General features: G+C 61.5%; 20 protein-coding genes and 1 pseudogene. 11 read left to right on the top strand and 10 right to left on the bottom strand.

Features of this window, described 5'->3' with window-relative positions; genetic code table 11:
* Positions 1-5: 5 nt before the first annotated feature.
* The 4 genes from DDF70_RS20405 to hemP are packed head-to-tail and all read right to left on the bottom strand — an operon-like array spanning position 6 to position 2,912.
* Positions 6-833, bottom strand: a complete 828-nt coding sequence (locus DDF70_RS20405) for a heme ABC transporter ATP-binding protein (RefSeq protein WP_114946678.1) — start codon at positions 831-833, stop codon at positions 6-8.
* A complete protein-coding gene (locus DDF70_RS20410) occupies positions 794-1,846 on the bottom strand; it encodes a FecCD family ABC transporter permease (protein ID WP_425374096.1) in 1,053 nt (350 codons plus the stop codon). Before DDF70_RS20410 ends, DDF70_RS20405 begins: the two co-directional genes overlap by 40 nt.
* An 11-nt stretch (positions 1,847-1,857) precedes the next feature.
* The gene (locus DDF70_RS20415; RefSeq protein WP_114946680.1) at positions 1,858-2,730 is read right to left on the bottom strand and encodes a heme/hemin ABC transporter substrate-binding protein; all 873 of its coding nucleotides are present in this window, start codon (positions 2,728-2,730) and stop codon (positions 1,858-1,860) included.
* A gap of 11 nt (positions 2,731-2,741) precedes the next feature.
* Entirely contained in the window at positions 2,742-2,912 is a 171-nt protein-coding gene (hemP, locus tag DDF70_RS20420) for a hemin uptake protein HemP (RefSeq protein WP_114946681.1), read from the bottom strand.
* A 243-nt stretch (positions 2,913-3,155) separates the two neighbouring features.
* On the opposite strand from hemP, the gene DDF70_RS20425 reads away from it, so the two are divergent.
* The 5 genes from DDF70_RS20425 to DDF70_RS20450 all read left to right on the top strand — a co-directional run bounded on the left by DDF70_RS20425 (position 3,156) and on the right by DDF70_RS20450 (position 8,742).
* The gene (locus tag DDF70_RS20425; RefSeq protein WP_114946682.1) at positions 3,156-5,309 is read left to right on the top strand and encodes a TonB-dependent hemoglobin/transferrin/lactoferrin family receptor; all 2,154 of its coding nucleotides are present in this window, start codon (positions 3,156-3,158) and stop codon (positions 5,307-5,309) included.
* Between the two features lie 30 nt (positions 5,310-5,339).
* Positions 5,340-5,675 carry a heme-degrading protein HmuQ gene (gene hmuQ / locus DDF70_RS20430; RefSeq protein ID WP_114946683.1) on the top strand — a complete coding sequence of 112 codons (336 nt, stop codon included), beginning with the start codon at positions 5,340-5,342 and terminating at the stop codon, positions 5,673-5,675.
* Between the two features lie 14 nt (positions 5,676-5,689).
* On the top strand, positions 5,690-6,199 hold the full coding sequence (gene hutX, locus DDF70_RS20435) for a heme utilization cystosolic carrier protein HutX (RefSeq protein WP_114946684.1): 510 nt from the start codon (positions 5,690-5,692) through the stop codon (positions 6,197-6,199).
* A gap of 599 nt (positions 6,200-6,798) precedes the next feature.
* Positions 6,799-7,560 carry an aromatic alcohol reductase gene (locus DDF70_RS20445; RefSeq protein ID WP_281024381.1) on the top strand — a complete coding sequence of 254 codons (762 nt, stop codon included), beginning with the start codon at positions 6,799-6,801 and terminating at the stop codon, positions 7,558-7,560.
* A gap of 168 nt (positions 7,561-7,728) precedes the next feature.
* On the top strand, positions 7,729-8,742 hold the full coding sequence (locus DDF70_RS20450) for a magnesium and cobalt transport protein CorA (protein WP_114946685.1): 1,014 nt from the start codon (positions 7,729-7,731) through the stop codon (positions 8,740-8,742).
* Between the two features lie 359 nt (positions 8,743-9,101).
* Here the strand turns inward: DDF70_RS20450 and DDF70_RS20455 are convergent, their stop codons facing one another.
* On the bottom strand, positions 9,102-10,091 hold the full coding sequence (locus tag DDF70_RS20455) for an aldo/keto reductase (protein WP_170316100.1): 990 nt from the start codon (positions 10,089-10,091) through the stop codon (positions 9,102-9,104).
* Positions 10,092-10,279: 188 nt separating this feature from the next.
* Between DDF70_RS20455 and DDF70_RS20460 the strand changes: the two genes are divergently transcribed.
* Positions 10,280-11,464: a multidrug effflux MFS transporter gene (locus tag DDF70_RS20460; protein ID WP_114946686.1), complete on the top strand. Its 1,185-nt coding sequence runs from the start codon at positions 10,280-10,282 to the stop codon at positions 11,462-11,464.
* A gap of 309 nt (positions 11,465-11,773) precedes the next feature.
* Here DDF70_RS20460 and DDF70_RS20465 read toward each other — a convergent pair whose 3' ends face one another.
* From DDF70_RS20465 to DDF70_RS20480, 5 genes are all read right to left on the bottom strand, one after another.
* Positions 11,774-12,196 carry an ester cyclase gene (locus DDF70_RS20465; protein WP_162820539.1) on the bottom strand — a complete coding sequence of 141 codons (423 nt, stop codon included), beginning with the start codon at positions 12,194-12,196 and terminating at the stop codon, positions 11,774-11,776.
* 91 nt (positions 12,197-12,287) lie between these two features.
* Positions 12,288-12,431, bottom strand: a complete 144-nt coding sequence (locus DDF70_RS36760) for a hypothetical protein (protein WP_162820540.1) — start codon at positions 12,429-12,431, stop codon at positions 12,288-12,290.
* 217 nt (positions 12,432-12,648) lie between these two features.
* On the bottom strand, positions 12,649-13,290 hold the full coding sequence (locus DDF70_RS20470; protein ID WP_114946688.1) for a ThuA domain-containing protein: 642 nt from the start codon (positions 13,288-13,290) through the stop codon (positions 12,649-12,651).
* Positions 13,291-13,319: 29 nt separating this feature from the next.
* Positions 13,320-14,417: a Gfo/Idh/MocA family protein gene (locus DDF70_RS20475; RefSeq protein ID WP_114946689.1), complete on the bottom strand. Its 1,098-nt coding sequence runs from the start codon at positions 14,415-14,417 to the stop codon at positions 13,320-13,322.
* Between the two features lie 117 nt (positions 14,418-14,534).
* Positions 14,535-15,761 carry an ROK family transcriptional regulator gene (locus tag DDF70_RS20480; protein ID WP_114946697.1) on the bottom strand — a complete coding sequence of 409 codons (1,227 nt, stop codon included), beginning with the start codon at positions 15,759-15,761 and terminating at the stop codon, positions 14,535-14,537.
* Between the two features lie 218 nt (positions 15,762-15,979).
* Here DDF70_RS20480 and DDF70_RS20485 point away from each other — a divergent pair, with 218 nt between their 5' ends.
* The 5 genes and pseudogenes from DDF70_RS20485 to DDF70_RS38165 form a co-directional block, all read left to right on the top strand.
* On the top strand, positions 15,980-17,251 hold the full coding sequence (locus DDF70_RS20485) for an ABC transporter substrate-binding protein (protein ID WP_114946690.1): 1,272 nt from the start codon (positions 15,980-15,982) through the stop codon (positions 17,249-17,251).
* A 64-nt stretch (positions 17,252-17,315) separates the two neighbouring features.
* A complete protein-coding gene (locus DDF70_RS20490; protein ID WP_114946698.1) occupies positions 17,316-18,254 on the top strand; it encodes a carbohydrate ABC transporter permease in 939 nt (312 codons plus the stop codon).
* Positions 18,247-19,098: a carbohydrate ABC transporter permease gene (locus DDF70_RS20495; RefSeq protein WP_114946691.1), complete on the top strand. Its 852-nt coding sequence runs from the start codon at positions 18,247-18,249 to the stop codon at positions 19,096-19,098. The genes DDF70_RS20490 and DDF70_RS20495 overlap by 8 nt, the downstream gene beginning before the upstream one ends.
* 47 nt (positions 19,099-19,145) lie before the next feature.
* Positions 19,146-19,421 (top strand): ATP-binding cassette domain-containing protein (locus DDF70_RS20500; protein ID WP_245435579.1); only part of this gene is annotated, 276 nt, incomplete at its 3' end.
* A gap of 1 nt (position 19,422) precedes the next feature.
* A pseudogene (locus DDF70_RS38165) lies at positions 19,423-19,554 on the top strand (sugar ABC transporter ATP-binding protein); the annotation flags it as partial.

Raw genomic sequence — 19,554 nt, forward strand, 5'->3', positions numbered from 1 at the left:
GCCTTTCATCTTTTGAGCTGAAGTGTCCATGGGCAGGTGGGAAAGCTCGTACCGAGCAAGCGTATGCCGAAGACTTCAGAGAGTTTGTCAGCGGTCAGTACGCTGTCCGCCGACCCGCGAGCCGATAGGCGGCCCGCGCGCATGAGAACGAGGGTATCGCCATACTCAGCCGCCAACTGGAGGTCGTGAAGCACGGCAACGACAGTGACGCCGTTGCGAGTCAAGTTTCTAGCCTTGTTGAGGAGCGCAAGCTGATGTTTCAGGTCGAGACTTGCAATCGGCTCGTCCAGGAAAAGGATCTGTTGCTTTTCAAGCGTTCGACCTGCAGCAAGCTGGGCCAGAACGCGCGCGAAATGCACGCGTTGCCGTTCTCCTCCCGAGAGGCTCTGATAGTTCTGGTCCGCGAGATGCGCCACATCCGCTTCTTCCAGCGCGTCAAAAACAAGATGCAGCCGTTGGACGCGGCTTAAGTCGTGACCGATCCCCTCGACACCGAGGCGGACGACTTCAAATGCAGTGAAGGGAAAGCCAAGTTCGGAGGCCTGCGGCATCACGGCCCGCATGTGGGCGAGCCTCCAGGCCGGAATAGTGGGAAGCGCCACTCCGTTGATTACAACTTCGCCTCGGCTTGGCGTGAGCTCGCCGCACAGGATCCGCAGGAAAGTCGACTTTCCGGCACCGTTCGGGCCGATGATGATGGTGAAGGACCCGCTCTCGATCAACAGGTCGACATCCTGGATCAGCGTTCGTCTTCCGATCTGGTAAGAGACGTTCCTGGCTTGGCAAACCGGGTTCACAGGGCGATCCCTCCGTGACGCCTCAGCAGGAGCCATAGGAAGAACGGCGCTCCGAACGCGGCTGTGAGGATGCCGATGGGCAATTCTGCAGGGGCCGCAATGGTGCGCGCCACTGTATCGGCGGCAACGAGCAGGGCCGCACCGAGCATCGCGGAGGCGGGCAGGAGCGTGCGATGATCCGGGCCCACGGTGAGACGCAGCACATGTGGCACGACAATGCCGACGAAACCGATCATCCCTGAGCACGCGACAGATGCGCCGACGGCAATCGCCACGAGCAGGATCGCGACGGCCTTCACGCGCTGGACGGAGATGCCGAGATGAAAGGCCTCCGCCTCACCGAGAGACAGGGCATTGAGACCACGCGCCAGGAACGGCATACCGAGAAGGACTGGAAGGATCAGCGGGGTCGCGACGGCCACTTTGGTCCAAGTGGCCCCGCTGAGCGAGCCGAGAGACCAGAAGGAAAGATCGCGCAATTGCCGATCGTCACTCAAGTAGGAGAGAAAGCCCATAAGCGCCCCCGAGAGTGCGCCGAACGCGACACCTGCAAGAAGCATCATGGCCACCGATGTGCGCCCGTGGCGCGTCGCAACGAGATAGAGCCCAAAGGTGGTGATCAAACCCCCGACGAAGGCGCCAACGGGAAGTGCCGTGAACGGCAATGGCCCCATGACGGGAGCCAGCAGCGCGTCGCCAACCACGATGGTGGTACCGGCAGCCAGCGCTGCGCCCGCAGAAACACCCACGAGGCCCGGATCCGCGAGAGGATTGCGGAAGAGACCCTGCATCAACGCGCCGGAGCACGCGAGGGCCGCGCCGATCAGAAGACCGAGCAGCAGACGTGGTAGGCGTACCTGCAGGATGATCAGCGCGTCCCCCGCAGGCACAGACGCATGGTCCGTGATGATCGAAAGAATGCGCGCCAGCGGAACGCCCGTTGCGCCTGTGCCAAGGGCGATGCCACTGACGAGCACGATGAGACAACTGAGCGCGATCATCAGCAGGGACCCGCGGTCGCGCATGGGTCCAAGTCGGCTCCTGGTCATGGCAAGCGCCGTCACGGCTGCCCTACCTTGTCGAGTTGATCGGGGTGGAGGGCTGTCATGAGTTCGCGTGCGGCGGCGGGCGTGCGTGGCCCAAAGCCGAGGAGATAGAGCGAATCCATCACGACGAGCTTGTGCTTTGCGGCGGCGGGCGTCGCCGCGAAGGTTGGAAACGTGAAAGGGTCCTGGGCCGCGCCGCCGGGGCCCTGGTTCATCATCACGATGGCTTCAGGTGCCGCCGCGATGATGCCCTCGTCTGACATCGGTTTCCAGCCGCTGAGCGAAGAGGCTGCATTGGTAGCACCCACGAGAGCGAACATGGCGTCCGCCGTCGTGCCCTGCCCACCGACGAGAGGGCGGCCGTTCTGCAACGAAAGAACGAACAGGGCGCGCACAGGTTGCTTGATGCGCGCTCTCGCCTCCGTCAGTTCCGCAAAGCCGTGCTCGATCTGCTGGATCAGCGCCGCGCCGCGCTCAGGCACATCGAGGGTCTGCGCAATCACCTTCACGCGCTCCACGACTCCCTCGGCGCTCGCTCGGTCGGGAACACGCACGATCTTAATACCCGCCTGCTCGATCAGTTGTATCGCATCCGGGGGGCCTGCGCCTTCTGCCGCGAGCACGAGCGTGGGGTTGAGAGATAGTACACCCTCCGCGCCCAGGGCACGGATATAGCCGACATTGATCTTCGTCTTGAGGGCTTCAGCCGGATGGAGGCTTGTGGAATCCACCCCCACGATCCCATCCTCCTGACCGAGGCGGTAGATGATTTCAGTCACGGCGCCGCCGACGCTGACGATCCGGCGGGCAGGGGTGGCCTTGGCGTAGCGTGAGGCCAGCATCAGCGCGGAGGCGGCGATGAAGGCGCGGCGGGAGAGCGGCATCATGGAGGCGTTCCTTACTTGGTCAGAATGAGCTTGCCGTTCGCCGTGATCCGCAGGCGGTAGCGTTCACCTCGATGAACCAGCACCACTTCCCGACCCGCCCCGATGAGGCTTGCCACGTCTACCTCACGCATGGGTCCAAGCCTGTCGCCTTTGGAATCCGAAGATGGCTGCGGGTCCTGCATGGCACTCTCCAGTTTTTACGCATTCTAAATTCGGTTTTTTACAGTCGACCCATGTATTCGCAGTTTAGAAAGATGTAAAACTGGTGCGTCACGAGTCTCTATTGACGCGGATAAATGATTTCGATATCGGATGTAAAGCCTCTTCCTCAATCGGAAGGGTGATAGCCAGCCAGTGTGATTTTTCTTCCGCGCCAGCCAGCCAGTCACTAACGAAAAATACTATCAAAGACTGGGATCGTCAGGATGTTTACTCTCCTGCGCGAAAGCCTTCGCGCGTCCACCTCGCCTCTCGCCCTCTTCGTTCTCGCACCCTTGGCCGGGTTGCCTTTGACTTCGGCGGTCTTGGCGCAAAGCGCTCCTGCCGCACAGCCTCTTCCCAGCGAGGACGGCGTCCTGATGCTCGACACCGTGACGGTCACGTCAGGCAAGACGGAAGACAAGGTCATCAATGATCTCGCGGGAGCGAGCGTGGTGACGCGCCAGCAGATCGATCTGCTGCAATCCTCACGCATCTCCGACGTTCTGCAGAGCGTGCCCGGCGTGGCGGTGCAAGAAACGGGAACGGATCCTGGTCAGGCCATCAACATTCGCGGCCTGCAGGATTTCGGCCGCGTGAACGTGCTCGTGGATGGGGCGCGGCAGGATTACCAGGTGAGCGGGCACGGCGCGAACGGCACCTTTTATCTCGATCCAGAGCTGATTGGGCAAGTGGATGTGGTGCGCGGGCCCGTTTCTAACGTCTATGGCTCGGGCGCCATTGGTGGCGTGGCCTCCTTCCGCACCCGCACCATCGACGACATTCTGACTCCGGACGAGAAGTACGGAGCCGTGCAGAGGACAGGTTACGGCACGAACGGCGCAGGCATCTTCACCAACAGCATGGTGGGTGCGCGGCTCGGTGCGGCGGCGGATGTCTTCGGCCAATTCTTCTATCGTAACACCAACAATTACTACGATGGCGATGGCAACAAGATCCGGGATTCCGCTTCCGAGCTGACGTCGGGCCTGTTCAAGTTCAACGTCTATCCGGCCGATGGACACACGATCAGCGGTTCTGCCCTGTTGCAGAACTATACCTTCGCCAACAATGGCGACACCGGAGTCGGAACGCGGTTCTCCAACGATGTCATCGCCAATACCTACACGCTCGGCTACCGGTTCGCTCGGCCTGACGTTCCCTGGCTCGATCTGAGCATGAAGGCCTATTATACCTCGACCGAAGACGACAAGAGCGTTCTCACGCCGAGCAGAACCTATGGCTCTCTTGGGGTACGTCCGGGTGCTCTCTTGAACTACAGCATGGAGACGATCGGGTTCGACATCAGCAATACGGCCCGGTTCGAGACCGGCGGCCTCGCTCATGCTCTGACGATCGGCATCGACGGCGCGCAGGACCAGGCGGAGACCGACGACCGCGCGGGCGGGTATGGCTCGGCCTTCACGCCTTCCGGAGACCGTACCCTCTTTGGCGGCTTCATTCAGGATGAAGTGCGCTTCACTCCCTGGCTGCGGGCCATTGGTGCGTTGCGCTTCGATAGCTATGAGCTCGATGGCGGCGGAATCCATGCAGACGGATCGCGTGTCTCACCCAAGATCACCGTGGGCATTGAGCCCATCAAAGGGATCGAGCTCTATGGAACCTATGCGGAAGGCTATCGTGCCCCATCAATCACCGAGACCCTGATCCAGGGTTCCCATCCGTTTCCGATTTTCAATATCCTTCCCAATCCCTCGCTTCGCCCCGAGGTCGCCCGAAACCTCGAAGGCGGCGTCAACGTTCAGTATGACAGCGTGCTGAATGCCGGTGACAGGTTCCGCACCAAGATCTCGGTGTTCCATAACGAGATCGATGATTATATCGACAGCGTCAGCGTCGGACCGGTCTATAATGTGCCGGTGGTTCCAGGCATGCCCGTGAGTGTCTGCGCCTTTGTGCCGAGTCTATGCCTGATCGGCATACGGGATCAGCAGTATCAGAATATCGCCCGGGCAACCCTTCAAGGTGCCGAGCTCGAGGCTGCCTACGATTGGGGCAGGGGTTTCATCACCCTCGCGGGCACCATCATCGACGGTGAGAACGATGTGACGGGCGATCCGCTGAACTCGGTTTATCCCAACCGGCTCAGCACGACTCTCGGCTTCCGCCTGCTCGACGATAAGCTGACGCTCGGAACGCGCATGACCTTCGTGGCGGACAGCGAGAGTAACGTCGCGAATCCGTCGAAGGGCTATGGTCTCGTCGATCTGTTCGCGTCCTATCGCTATGACGAGAACATCAGCGGCGACATCGCCATTCAGAATGTGTTCGACCGGCAATACATTCAATATCAGAATAGCCAGGCAAGTCCCGGCCTTACGGCAAAATTCGGCCTGACCGTGAAGTTTGCAAGCCGCTAGGCGGTTTGCTCCAACAAGGAGCCATTTCCCATGTTCATTGCCATGAACCGCTTCAAGGTCCTGAAGGACGCGACAGACGAGTTCGAACAGCGGTGGTTCTCGCGCGAGAGCCATTTGCATGAACTCGAAGGTTTCATCGAGTTCCACATGCTGCGCGGGCCGGAGCGCGAGGACCATGTGCTCTATTCCTCGCATACCCTGTGGGCCAGCAAACTGCACTTCGAGGCCTGGACGCGCTCGGAGCAGTTCCGCGCCTCGCATACGCGAGCCAGTACAAACAGCAACAAACCTTTGACGCTCGACCACCCGGAATTCGAGGGCTTCGAGGTGATCCAGACGATCGGTCGCACGACCAAGGTCGCCTGAGGGGCACGCGCGTGATGGCGATCATACAGGATGTGGAAACCTTGATCCGCGAGGATCTCGCAGCAAGACCTGACGGGGTCCTGGAGGCGATTGCGGAGGCACGCAACGTACCGCTCCAACGGGTGCTCGATTGCCTCGGGGCCCAGGCGGCACGCGTGCCCGGCGATCTCTTCGAGGCTATATGGAGCGACCTGACCGGATGGGGCGACATCACCTTCGTCATCCACACCTCCGACGGCGTGTTCGAGTGCAAGGGCAGCGTGCCACCGGGAACGGTGGGGCGCGGCTATTTCAACATCCATGGGGAAAGTCCCATCGGCGGGCACCTGCGCATGGATCGGTGCCGTGCGATCTACTTCGTCGACCGTCCGTTCTTTGGCAAACGCTCCTGCTCGGTGCAGTTCGTCAATGAGGGCGGCGGCGTGATGTTCAAGATCTTCGTAGGCTGCAATGAAGACCGGAGCCTGAAGGAGGATCAGCTCGCCCGGTTCGAGGCGCTGCGCGCAGTCTGTCCGGCGGCGTGAAGAACATACAAAAGTCCATGGAGAAGAATCGACCGATCCTGTCGCTTCCCGAAAGGAACGCCTTGGTCTGATCATGAGGCAGCGAGCAGCGGTGAGCAGATGAGGTGGGTAGCTCCGAATGACGCAGTGTCCGTGTCAGCATGCGCTGCATGACGACATGCATGCGTCTCCCGATCTCCGCATGGCGCAGCCTCCTGTCGACACCAAGCGACCAGCGTTTGCCGGCATGCGCCAGCACTTCGCGGCGCACCCCGTCGTCGTCCCTCAACCCGTCACAGACGGTCTGGGAATATCTAAGAACTTATTCTCTGCTCAAAGTCTGGTTCACAGTATCACGCATGTACCTTCTTTCATGTGCTTAAGCGCATCGCTAGATCGAGGCCGCAACGCATTCTCGATGAGGCAGAACGACGAGCGATACAACATACACCACGACGTCGCAGTCCATTCTCGTGCTGGGCGCCGGGGAACTCGGGCAACCCGTCCTTCGCAATCTGGCACGCCGTGCACGTAAGGCGAAGGGGACGACGATCAGCGTCCTCCTGCGCACCAGCGCTGTCTCGTCGGATGACCCGGACAAGTAGCGCTCCATCGCGGAGATCCGGGAGCTCAACATCGAGATCGTGGTTGGTGACCTGGTTAAGAGTGCGGTCGACGAGCTCGCCTCGCTGTTCGCACAATATCACACGGTGATTGGTTGTACCGGCTACGCCGCCGGGATCGACACGCCCATGAAGCCGGCGAAGGCTGCATTGCAGGCCCGTATCCCGCGCTACTTCCCCTGGCAGTTCGGCGTCGACTTCGACGTGATCGGGCGCGGCAGTCCGCAGGACATCTTCGACGCGCAGTTGGACGTCCGCGAGCTGTTGCGGGCCCAGACTCAGACCGAATGGGTCATCATCTCGACCGGCATGTTCATGAGCTACCTGTTCAAGCCGGAGTTTGGCGTCGTCGACCTAAAAAATTCCGAGGTCCATGCGCTGGGAAGTCTCGATACGGCCGTGACGCTGACCACGCCTGAGGACATCGGGAAGCTGACTGCGGAAATCGTGTTCGCCGAACCGCGCATCCGCAACAAGATTATGTTCCTAGCGGGCGACACGGTGACCTATGGGGAGGTTGCAGATAAGCTTGAGGCGGGTCTGGACCGTCCCTTCAGCCGGTCCGAATGGACCGTGCCCTTCCTGATGGAAGAATTGGCGAATGATCCGCAGAACATGATGCGCAAGTACCGGGCTGCCTTCGCGCAAGGTCGTGGTGTTGCGTGGGACAAGGCTGGGACGTTCAACGAACGTCATGGCATTCCGGTCACTGACGTATCTGCCTGGATCGACGCTAACCTGCGGCTGCGCTCCCGCTGATGCCCGTTGCGGCCATAGACTGCCTCCCTCTCGTATCCGACGCGGGGAGCAGCATCCCCTTGGCTCCAACGTGGCCGTGCGGCGTAGGGTTTCACCGTGGGTGGGGATGTACGGGGCGTCGGCTCCCCAGTGGTGGCACTGAATGCCGCTGCTCAGCGTTGATTCATCATGGCAAAGCCACTCAAGCTCGTTTCGGTTGAGCCGAAGGGCGTTCCTGGCGTGGTGGCCTCGGTCGCCTATGCGGAAGGCCGGCGCGTGGCCGACATTGCAATCGAAGAGGCGGGGGACTGGTCCCGCAGGCCGGGGCATGTCGTCTGGATTGGCCTGCACGAGCCTGGCCTGGACCTCCTCAGGAAGGTTCAGGGCCAGTTCGGCCTACATGAGTTGGCCATCGAAGATGCCCTCAAGGCGCATCAGCGGCCCAAGGTCGAGCAATACGGCGAAGCGCTGTTCGTCGTCGCCCGCACCGCCCAAATGGTGGAGGGGCGAATCGCGTTCGGCGAGACGCACCTGTTCGTCGGGCGCGGCTATGTGGTCTCGGTACGCCACGGCGCCTCGACGACTTACACGCCGGTGCGGGAACGCTGCGAGGCGGCGCCGTTGGCATTCTCGGAGGGCGAGGACTTCATCCTCTATGCCGTCCTCGACTTCATCGTCGACAACTACATGCCGGTGCTTGAGACTATCCAAGCAGAGGTGGAGGAGATCGAGGACAGCGTCCTGGGCGCGCAGCCATCCCAGGACCAGATCGGCCGGATCTATCAGCTCCGGCGGGACCTCCTTCGCCTGCGCAATGCCACGATCCCACTGGTGGAGGTCTGTCGGCGCCTGGAAAAGCCTGGGCTGCCCGGAATCGATGCTCCGATGTACCCGCTGTTCCGCGATGTGTCCGATCACATCCGTCAGGTGCAGGAGGAGATCGAGTCCCTGCGCGAGGTGCTCTCGTTCGCGTTTGAGACCAGCCTGATGACGGGTCAGGCGCAGCAGACTGAGATCTCCCGCAAGCTGGCAGCCTGGGCGGCCATCTTGGCGATACCAACGGCGGTGGCGGGCATCTACGGGATGAATTTTGATGTCGAGCCCGAACTGCACTGGAAGTACGGCTACCCCGTTGTGCTGGTGGTGATTGCGCTGGTGTGTGGCTGGCTCTACTGGCGCTTCCGCCAGATGCGGTGGCTTTAGTTCCTAAGCCGACACCAAGCCGAGCAAGCTGGCGCCAGCTTGCTGGGAATGTCTTCAAATAGCACATTCGAGAGTTTGGGCGAGGGACAGCTGCCTCAGCCGCAGCAGACGCTCGCGAACGGTCGGGGATGAGCGCATCGTGCGGAAAAGTGGATTCGATATTCGCTACCGCGGCCCTGCGGGTCCGCATGAACAATGCCCACCTTGAAAGAGGAAGCATCGGATTCGATCCCAAAAGTGCAAGTCCACATTTCACGTCCGATGCTTTAGAGCTGTTTCCTCTTGCATGGAATCATCTCTCTGCTTCGCTGTGGCGCATTTTCTCGCGGTGAACTGGATTCACGTCACCGAAAAATGCTCTAGCGGTACACCGCTGCCATGTCAGGATAGCGTTGGCCCGAGACTGCGCCGGCCGGTACGGTGTCGGAAATGCGGGTCACGTCCTCTGCAGACAGGTGCACCTGCAACGCCCCGAGGTTTTCGTCCAGCCGTTCGCGCCGCTTCGTGCCGGGGATGGGCACGACATCCGGTCCTTGCGCCAGAAGCCAGCCCAGGACGAGTTGTGCCGGCGTACATCCCTTGTCCCGCGCGAGCGCCTCTACCCGGTCGACCAAGGCCCGGTTGTGAGCGAAATGCTCCGCCTGAAAGCGGGGATGCTGGGCCCGGCGATCCCCTTTGACCTGGTCCGGATCATGGATTCCGCCTGCGAGGAATCCACGGCCGAGCGGCGAATAGGCCACGAAGCCGATGCCCAGTTCCCGGGTGGTCCGCAAGGTCTCCTCCGCCTCCTGACGGTAGAGCAGGGAAAACTCCGTCTGGACGGCACTGATCGGATGAACGCTGTGGGCCCGGCGGATGGTTTCCGGCCGAGCTTCCGATAGTCCAAGATAGCGGACCTTGCCCTGCCGCACGAGGTCCGCCATGGCTCCGACCGTCTCTTCGATCGCCACGTGAGGGTCGACACGATGCTGGTAGTAGAGGTCGATCACATCGACCTTGAGACGCCGCAGGCTGGCCTCACAGGCTTGGCGCACGTATTCGGGCCGGCCGTTCACGCCTTGACCTGTCTCGGACCGCACCTGACCGAACTTGGTGGCCAGGACCACGTCATCGCGGCGCCCGGCGATGGCCCGTCCGACCAACTCTTCGTTTTGCCCCCAGCCGTACATGTCGGCGGAATCGAGCAGGGTCACGCCCTGGTCGAGCCCATAGCGGATGAAAGAGACGGCCTCCTCGTCATTGCTCTGCCCATAGACGCCGGAGAGCGACATGCAACCCAGACCAAGGGCCGACACAAGAGGGCCCGTTCTTCCAAGCTGCCGGGTCTCTATCCGTTTTGGCTGTGTCATGGTTGTGTTCCTTGTCTGCGGGACCGTCGAGAAGGGATAGGCCGGGTTGTCAGGATTGTCGGATGCCGCGTCCTTCGCGCCGTCCGGCTCATCGCGAGCACTCTGGCAAGAATAGGTATGGCCCGTACATCCCGATCGGCTAAGTCTATGTTGATCACCCGACGGCGATTTCCACCCACAGAGGCGACATGATCCGAAAACTCGATCCCCATTCATTCGGGTTCCTGGCCTTGGTCGCGCTCTTCAGCGGATTGGCCGCCCTCGGCACGGACATGGCGCTCTCCGGTGTGCCGCACATCGCCTCGGCTTTCTCCGTCTCGCCGGGCACGGTCGGGCTGACCCTCAGTGCCTTCATGGGAGGCTTCGCCGGTTCGCCGCTTGTGTACGGGCCGCTGAGCGATCGGTTCGGGCGCAAACCCGTCATTCTGGTCTCGACAGCAATCTACACCCTGGCGGGGCTGGGCTGTGCGTTGTCACCGAGCTTCGAGACCCTGGTCGTGTGGCGCTTCCTTCAAGGCTGCGGAGCCGGCGCGAGCCGCTCGCTGTCGGCCGCGATCATTCGGGACCTTTTTACCGGTTCCGCGGGTCGCTCCAAGCAGTCCTACGTTCAGGTGATGCAGCTGCTGGCTCCTCTCTCGGCCCCGACCATCGGGTCGGTTCTCCTGCTGCTGTTTCACGATTGGCGCAGCATCTATTTCTTTCTGTCTGCGACCGGAGCTCTCACCTTCGCCCTGATGCTGCTGTGCTATGCGGAGTCCTATCGGCCTGGCGCTCAGAACCGCCTGTCGGTCCGGCAGCTCGCCGGCAATTATCTGCGCGTGTTCACCACGCGGCAGAGCATCAAGTTCCTTTTGATCCAGACGCTCATGTTCGGCTGCCTGTTCTCCTACGTGTCGGGTTCGCCGCTCGTCATGATGGGAGTGTATGGACTGTCGCCGACGCTCTATGGAGCGACCTTTGCCTTGACGGCCTCAGGTATCGTGACCGGTAGCTTCCTCAATGGACGACTGAATGCCAGGGGCATCGAGCCGAAATACCCACTCACGGCGGGTCTTGTCATGGGAGCGGCATGCAGCATCGCTCTGCTCGTGCTGACCTCGATGAGTACATTGCCCCTGGGGCTCCTGCTGCCCCTGGTTGTCCTGGTGTGCCTGTCATTCGGCCTCGTTGGCGGCAATGCCGTTCAACTGGCCCTGGAGCCGATGGGCGATATTGCAGGGCTGGCATCCTCCATGCTGTCAGCGAGTTCTCTCGGGTTCGGGGCCGCAATGGGCGTGGCCGTATCGCTGTTCTACAACGGCACGCCATTGTCCACGGTTGCCGCCATGGCGGCCTGTTCCATCCTTGCCCTGGTCGTCTACCGGATCCTGTAAGGGCAAAGCCCGGAAGCCGTTCAGAGAGAGCTTCCCGCCAATAACCATCGTCAGGCGCCAGAGCTGTTGCCACTGATGTGGAATCATTTCTCTTCTTTGCCGTGTTTTTTGACGGTGAGCCGGATCCACTTCACCGAAAAGCTCCAGCGGTCTCCGGCGGTGCAATGCCCGCAGCCGGCACTCCTGAGACATGAGCGCTTCGTCCGTGTCATTGCCTGAGAGCCGACACGGACCATCTCCTGTTATGACATACACATGCGGCCCGCATCCGCAGCGAGCGGTCGACGCCACGCGTTTGCGACAAGCCTCCTACGATCCAGTCGGAACGCATCCGAGCTGTTGGAAGACGCCAAGCCGGTCCAGCTCGACCCAGTCCTCGATCAGCCTGCCACCGGCGAAGCGGCCAATGATGATGACAGTCCAGGTCACGTTGCGGCCGGATGGGGCGATCCCTTGCCAATCGCCCTGCTGGATCGCCTGCCAGTGGCCACGCCAGACACCTCGGTCGCCGGCGAAGAACATGTCGTCCAGCGTGTAGGCGGCGTCCGGGAAGGCGGCGAAGAAGCCTTCCATCGCCGTGCGCCAGTCAGACAGGCCGTGAATCGTCTCCATGCCCAGCCAGTGCGATGTCAGTTCGACATGCCAGTACTTTTCCAGGGCGTCCAAACAGTGCCCATTGAAGACCTCGTCGATGTAGGCGCGGATCAACGCCTCGTGCCGGTCTGCCGCCATGGTCCTTCTCCTCCGGGAGGATGCTCTCATCTATAGAGGAAGCATCGGATCCAATCCCAAAAGTGCGAATCTACGTTTCACGTCCGATGCTCTAGGGCCGCCTGCCGATCCACTTCGCAATCCTGTCTCCGGTGGTGCGGAGACCCAGGCCAAAGAACATTGCACGGAATACGAGGGCCAGGAGCACGAGGATGGCTGCTCCAAGACTGACGAGGATGTAGGCTGTATCTCTCATCAGCGGACTCCATCAACAGACCCACAGGACGGTTCGTGGCCGTTCCTGCAGGGGCTCAGGTTCTGCTGCCGGGCCTCAGCATATCACGGCCTGGTCTCTTCGAAGAGGTCGTTGGCGCCGCATTTTTTGACGGTGAACCGGATCCACTTTTCGCTACGCGGCCATGCGGGTCCGTACGATGCTCTAAGCGTTATCCGACTTCCTGTGAGCACGGCGTTCAACGCGCAGCCCAGAGCATGCCGCGCTTGAGGATGGTGCGCATTTCCGGCACGTCGAACTCCTTCGCCACATGCCCGAGGGAGCTGTAGAACACGCGGCCCTGGCCGTGACGGCGCTTCCACACGACCGGCATGACGACGCCTTCGATCCAGGGAGCGTGCTCGCCCGAGAAGGTCGTCGTGGCGAGAACCTCGTTCGAGGGATCGACGTGCATGTAGTACTGTTCGGAATGATAGTCGAAATCCCGGATGCCCTGCATCACCGGATCGTCGGGCCGCGTGACGTTCACCCGGTAGTCGATGATGTTGCCCGGATGAGCCACCCATTGGCCGCCGCACATGAACTGGTACTCGACCGCCTCGCGGAAGGCATCGCCCATGCCGCCGTGAAAACCGGCAAGACCGACGCCGCCACGGACGGCCGCCGTGAGATTGCTCAGCTCCTCCTTCTCGATCTTCGACATGGTGTAGATAGGAACCACCAGACTCATGTCGGACAGACCGGGGTCAGCGAAGGCCTCGGTCGAATTCTCGACGTAGACCTTGAAGCCTTCCTCCTCCAGCATGCTGGCGATGATGGAGGCGCATTGCTCCGGCTCGTGCCCGCTCCAGCCGCCCCATACAATCAGTGCTTCGCGCATTCTCTTACCTCCCGTTTTCGCGATGTTTTCTAGTCGAGCGAGCCGAACTGAAGCGTCGTCGGCAGCATGGCCGGCCGTTCCGGTCGCGACTCGATGGTGACGTGCGCTCCTCGCTCCGAGGACAGCTGGAAGGCTTCCATGACCTCAAGCGCATGGAAGGCGAGTTCACCCGATGCGCGGTGAGGGCGTCCGGATCGGATGGCGTGTGCCATATCGGCGACGCCGATAATCCGGTAGTTCCCGCTCGCATAGGGATGCTCGGTGGGCTGCTCCGTCCAATCCTTCGCCGCCGTGGCGAGCTCGATGGCGCCAAAGAAGCGGTTGGGATCCGGAACGCTCAGGCTGCCCGCCGTGCCGTACAGCTCGATCGGTCTGTGGCGGTGCCGGGGCACATCGAAGCTCATGGCAATTGAGACGACCGCGCCTGAGACGAACTCGAGCGTCCCTGCTACGTGCGTCGCCACCTCTACGGGGATCATGGTGCCCTTCAACGGCTCGCTCGTGATCTCGCGTTCGGCCCTGGCACGGGACGTAATGCCCGCCACCCTGGCAACGGGCCCGATGAGGTTCACGAGAGCCGTGATGTAGTAGGGACCCATGTCCAGCATCGGCCCGCCACCTTTGGCGTAGTAGAAGGCGGGATTGGGGTGCCAGCGCTCATGGCCGGGGCACATGAAGAAGGCGCTGCCCGCTAGGGGACGACCGATCACTCCCTCGTCGATGAGCTTGCGGCAGGTCTGGTGCGATCCGCCGAGGAACGTATCGGGCGCGCAGCCGACGCGCAGCCCCCGCTCCTTGGCCATGTGCAGGAGAGGGCGGGCCTCGGCGGTCGTGAGACCAAGAGGCTTTTCCGAGTGAACGTGCTTGCCGGCCGCGAGCGCTCTTAGACCCACCTCCACGTGGGCAGCAGGGATCGTGAGATTGACCACGATCTGGATCGACGGATCCGCAAGCATCTCGTCCACCGACATCGCCCGCAGCCCGAACTGGGATGCACGTGCCTCGGCCGCCTCCGGGCGGATGTCGGCGATCCCCTTGATGTCGAGGATCGGAAAGTTTGACGCGGCCTTGAGGTAGGCTTCGCTGATATTTCCGCATCCAATGATGCCGATACCCAGGCGTTCCATGTTTTCTCCCTTATGTCATTACCGTTGTGCTTAGAGCCTCGGACCCAAAAGTGGACCCGCTTTTGGGTTCAATTCCGACGCTCCAAATCTTGGCTGACGCATCGTCCGTACGATGCGCTAGCGTTTCTTGGCTGGTCCGGTCGTTCCCCACGGGGCACCGTAGAGATCGCGCAGGGTCAGGGCCGCGGCGCCACGGGCCCAGGTGTCGTCGCTGGACTCATGGACCACGATCTCGGTCACGCCGGAGATGGTTTCGGGCGTTGCTGCCTGTACCGCATCGCGCAAGGGCGCGAGGAGCAGTTCACCCGCCTGGAGGGCTGATCCGGCGAGAATGACCTTCGGCGGCGCGAAAAGGGTGATCAGGTTCGCAATGGCGATCCCCAGGGCCCGGCCGGCCTCTTCGAAAATCGCTGCGATCCGCCCGTCGCCGGCGTGGGCGAGCGACACGGCATGGTCCATTCCACGCGTCCCGCGCAGGAGCTTCTCCTGCGGCGTTCCACGGGCAAGATCGGCCGCTGCGGACAGGATCGCGGTGGTCGAAGCGATCCCGGAGAGACGCCCGGGGAGAGGCCCGTTCCCGATGCTGCCGTTGGGCGACACGATCAGGTCGCCCAGATCCGGGCTGAGACCGTTCGCCCCGCGGAAGAGCTCTCCCGCATGAATGATGCCGAGCCCGATCGTGTGCTCGATGGAGACCACCAGGAAGTCACTGAGGTCCCGGCCATGCCCGAACCATTGCTCGGCGAGGGTGATCAGGTTGACGTCGCTGTCGACCGTCGTCGGCACCTTCAGGCGCTCCTGGAGGTCGACGCCAAGCTTGAGATCGCGCTCCGAGAAGATCGGGCTGTAACGGCAGATGCCGGAGGCGCGCTCGACGATTCCCGGCACGCCGAGGCAGAGGCTGTTGATGTCCTCGACCTGCAAACCGGTCGCCTCGATGCAGGAGCGAACGCCGTCCTCCACGAGGTCGAGGATGACCGAGGCGGGTTGGCGGTCGACCCTGATCGGGATCGATACCGTGCCGAGTACGTCCGCTTGGAAGTTGGTGACCGCGATGGTGATCTTGTTGGGAGCAAGCTTCGCACCGCAGACCGAAGCTGCAGCCGGGTTGAGCTCGAGCATGATGCGTGGCCGTCCGCGGACTTGGTCGGGGGTGGGGGCGACCTGGCGCGGGACGATCAGGCCGTCCTCGAGGAGGGCCGCCGTGATCGCCGAAACGGTGGTGGGGCTGAGCTCCGTCCGCTCCGAGATCTCGACGCGGGAGATCGTGCCGGAACGGCGGATGGCATCCATGACGAGGAAACGGTTGATCGCCCGCATCAGCTCGGGATCGGCAGTCTTAATTGCGGCACCGTCCGCCGGCATGGGCCATCCTCTTTAATGCGGATGCCGTATTTATTATTGAGGGATCGTGGCCTGTCAATGATCGCCGCTGCGTCAAATGTCCGTAATAGATGGGATAAACCGCTTGACAGCCTCCCGGATGGCGTCCACGTTTTAATGCGCTATCCAAATAAAAGGGCGAAAAAGCCCTGGCAGAGGAAACACCGAGGAGAACGGCAATGAGCTACAAAAAGCTGATGCTTGCGGCTGCCTGCGCGATCACCGCCTCATGCAGCGGAATGACTGCGGCACTCGCCGACGTGACCGTCAGGATGCTGCATGTCGAACAGAACCCGCAGGTTACCGGATTCTGGAACGACATCGCCCGACGCTACGAGGCCTCCCATCCGGGCGTGAAGGTGGACGTTCAATATCTCGAAAACGAGGCCTACAAGAAGAAGCTGACCACGCTCCTGCAATCGTCGGACCGGCCGAACATCATCTACAGTTGGGCAGGAGGCGTCCTGCGCGATCAGATCAAGGCCGGGGTCATCGAGGACTTGACGCCTGTCATGGATGCTCCCTGGAAGGCGCGCTTCGTTCCGGCCGCGGTGCAAGCCTACACCGTCAACGACAAGATTTACGGCGTGCCGATGCACACGGCACAGGTGGGTTTCTTCTACAACAAGGATCTATTCGCGAAGGCGGGCGTGGACGCATCCTCGATCAAGACCTGGGATGACCTGCTCGGTGCGGTGAAGAAGCTGCAGGCTGCCGGGATCACGCCGATCATCACTGGTGGAGCCGACAAATGGCCGATCCATTTCTATTGGTCGCATCTGGCGATCAGGATCGGCGGTAAGGACGCTTTCGAGGCCGCCTTGCGCGGCGAGGGCAAGGGCTTTGCCGACACGACCTTCGTCAAGGCCGGTGAAGTGTTCAAGCAACTGGTGGACCTCAAGCCGTTCCAGGCCGGCTTCCTCGGAGCAACCTATCCTCAATCGGCAGGACAGTTCGGCGACGGCAAGGGCGCGATGATGCTCATGCTGAACGGGCTCCTCAATACCATGAAAGCCAACTCGGCCGACAAGGTTGGCATTCCCGATGACAAGCTGGGCTGGTTTCCTTTCCCGACGATTGCAGGCGGCAAAGGTGATCCGAGCGATACCCTTGGCGGTTTGAACGGTTGGCTGGTGACGAAAGGATCGCCCAAGGAAGCCGCAGACTTTCTGAAGTTCTTCTCGGAAGCGGAAAACCAGCGTCAAGCGGCCGAGCGCGGTTTCTACATCCCGGTCGTCATCGGCACCCAGGATGCGATCAAGAACCCGATCCTGCGCCAGATTGCGGAGAATGTTTCCAAGTCCAAGTATCACCAGCTCTATTATGATCAGATGCTCGGCCCATCGGTCGGCGCGGTGGTCAATGACATCTCGGCCGATCTCGCCGCCGGACGCATGAAACCGACGGAAGCGGCCGAGGCCGTCCAACAAGCCTGGGAACTCGCCCAGTAAACTGGCCAAATCCCGGAAGAGCGGCCGGGCCGCTCTTCCCTGCCGCAAGTTCAGGGAGGGAATGATGGCTACGAGTGTCACGGGTGGGACGGCGAAGGCTGTCTTCCAAGCACCCTCATGGTTGCGGGCGTCCTCGACAAGTATTGGCGGATCAACGGCCATCGTGCTGCTGTTCCTGCCTCCGGCGCTGTTTCTCTTCACTCTCTTCGTCGCGCTGCCGATGGGCGAAGCCGCCTGGTATAGTTTCTATAACTGGAACGGGTATGGAGCGCCGACCGACTTCGTCGGATGGCGGAACTTCGAACTCCTGTTCGCGAACCGTGCGTTTCGCATCGCGCTGACGAACAATCTGCTCATCATCGTGGTGTCGCTGGCGATCCAGCTCCCGCTTGCCTTGGGAACGGCCATCCTCCTGGCCGACCACGTGCGGGGGACGGCAACCTTCCGGCTTATCTTCTTCCTGCCCTACATCCTTGCGGAAATCGCCGCAGGTCTCATCTGGCGCTTCGTCTACGACGGCGAGTACGGCCTTTTCGCGAAGCTGTTGGAGCTGTTCGGCGCCGATCCGATCCACATTCTCGCCGAGCCGGATATCGCCATCTATGCCATCATGGTGGTCGTGATCTGGAAGTATTTCGGCTTCCACATGATGCTGTACATCGCCGGCCTCCAGCAGATCGACCGCAGCCTGTACGAGGCCGCGCATATCGACGGCGCGACGGGCTGGCAGATCTTCCGGCGGATCACGGTGCCGCTCCTCGGGTCAACGATCCGGCTTTCCGTCTTCTTTGCCATCCTCGGATCGATCCAGCTCTTCGACCTCATCATGCCGCTGACCAAGGGTGGTCCCTCGGACAGCACCCAGACCATGGTGACCTATCTCTACACTTACGGTGTCACCAGAACGAGGATCGGCTTCGGCAGTGCGGTCGGGGTGGTTCTGTTCCTGATCTGCGTCGTGTTCGCCTTCGGCTACAAACGGGTCCTCATGCGCCATGACTAGCACCGCTGCCCGCTACGATACGCCGGTCACCATCGCCCCGGTCCTTCGCTATGCCATTCTCTTCATCATCGCCGGAGGCGTGTTGATCCCCTTGCTGACCACGGCCTTGGGCGGGTTCAAGTCGCTCGGTGACCTGAGAGTCAATCCTTTCGGCTTACCAAGCCAATGGGAATGGATGAACTACTGGGAGATCCTTGCCAGCGGCCGTTACTGGCAGCTGATGGGGAACTCCCTGATCATCGCGGTCCTGACGGTCATCCTGACCGTTGCCACGTCCGCGATGGCCGCCTTCGTGTTCGTGCATGTCCGTTTCTTCGGCGCGACTTTCCTCCTGAACTATCTGCTTCTCGGGTTGATGTTTCCGGCTGCCACCGCGATCCTGCCGCTCTTCATCAAGATCCGTGATCTCGGTCTTCTCGACACCTACTGGGGCGTGGTGCTGCCCCAGGTCGCCTTTGGCCTGGCAATGAGCATCCTCCTGTTCCGCAACTCCTTCCGGCAGATGCCGAAAGACCTCTTCGAGGCGGCCGTGATCGACGGCTGCGGCTACTTCCGGTTCTTCTGGCATGTGATCCTGCCGTTGTCGCGCCCGATTCTCGCGACGGTGTCAGTCATCGTCTTCGTTCACAGTTGGAACAACTACCTTCTCCCGCTGGTCGTGCTGAACCGCGATACGCTCTATCCATGGCCTCTCGGGATCATGGTCTATCAGGGCGAGTTTTCCACGGACTGGAACCTTATCCTGGCGTTCATCACGCTGACGATCCTGCCGGCGATCATCATGTTCTTCGCGGCACAAAAGCACATCGTCGCGGGACTGATGGCGGGGTCGGTCAAAGGGTGAGGATATGACTTGTCACGTCAGCGGACACAACCAGGGAAGACTTTGATATGGCCTCAGTAGAGATCCGCAACATCCGCAAGAATTTCGGCACGGTACCGGTCATTCACGGCGTGTCGATCGACATTCAGGACGGGGAGTTCGTGATCCTCGTCGGGCCGTCGGGATGCGGTAAATCCACCCTGCTGCGCATGATCGCCGGGCTTGAGAACATCTCCGGCGGCGAGCTGCGCATCGGCCCGAAGGTGGTCAACGACGTGCCGCCGAAAGAGCGCGACATCGCCATGGTGTTCCAGAACTATGCGCTCTACCCGCATATGACGGTGNGCCGACAACATGGCCTTCTCGCTCAAGCTGAAGCGCGCCCCCAAGACCGAGATCAAGGCCCGGGTCGACCGCGCCGCCGAGATCCTCGGCCTGACCAAGCTGCTCGACCGCTACCCGCGCCAGCTCTCCGGC

It is taken from the genome of Microvirga calopogonii, assembly GCF_003347665.1.
Taxonomy (GTDB): Bacteria; Pseudomonadota; Alphaproteobacteria; order Rhizobiales; family Beijerinckiaceae; genus Microvirga; species Microvirga calopogonii.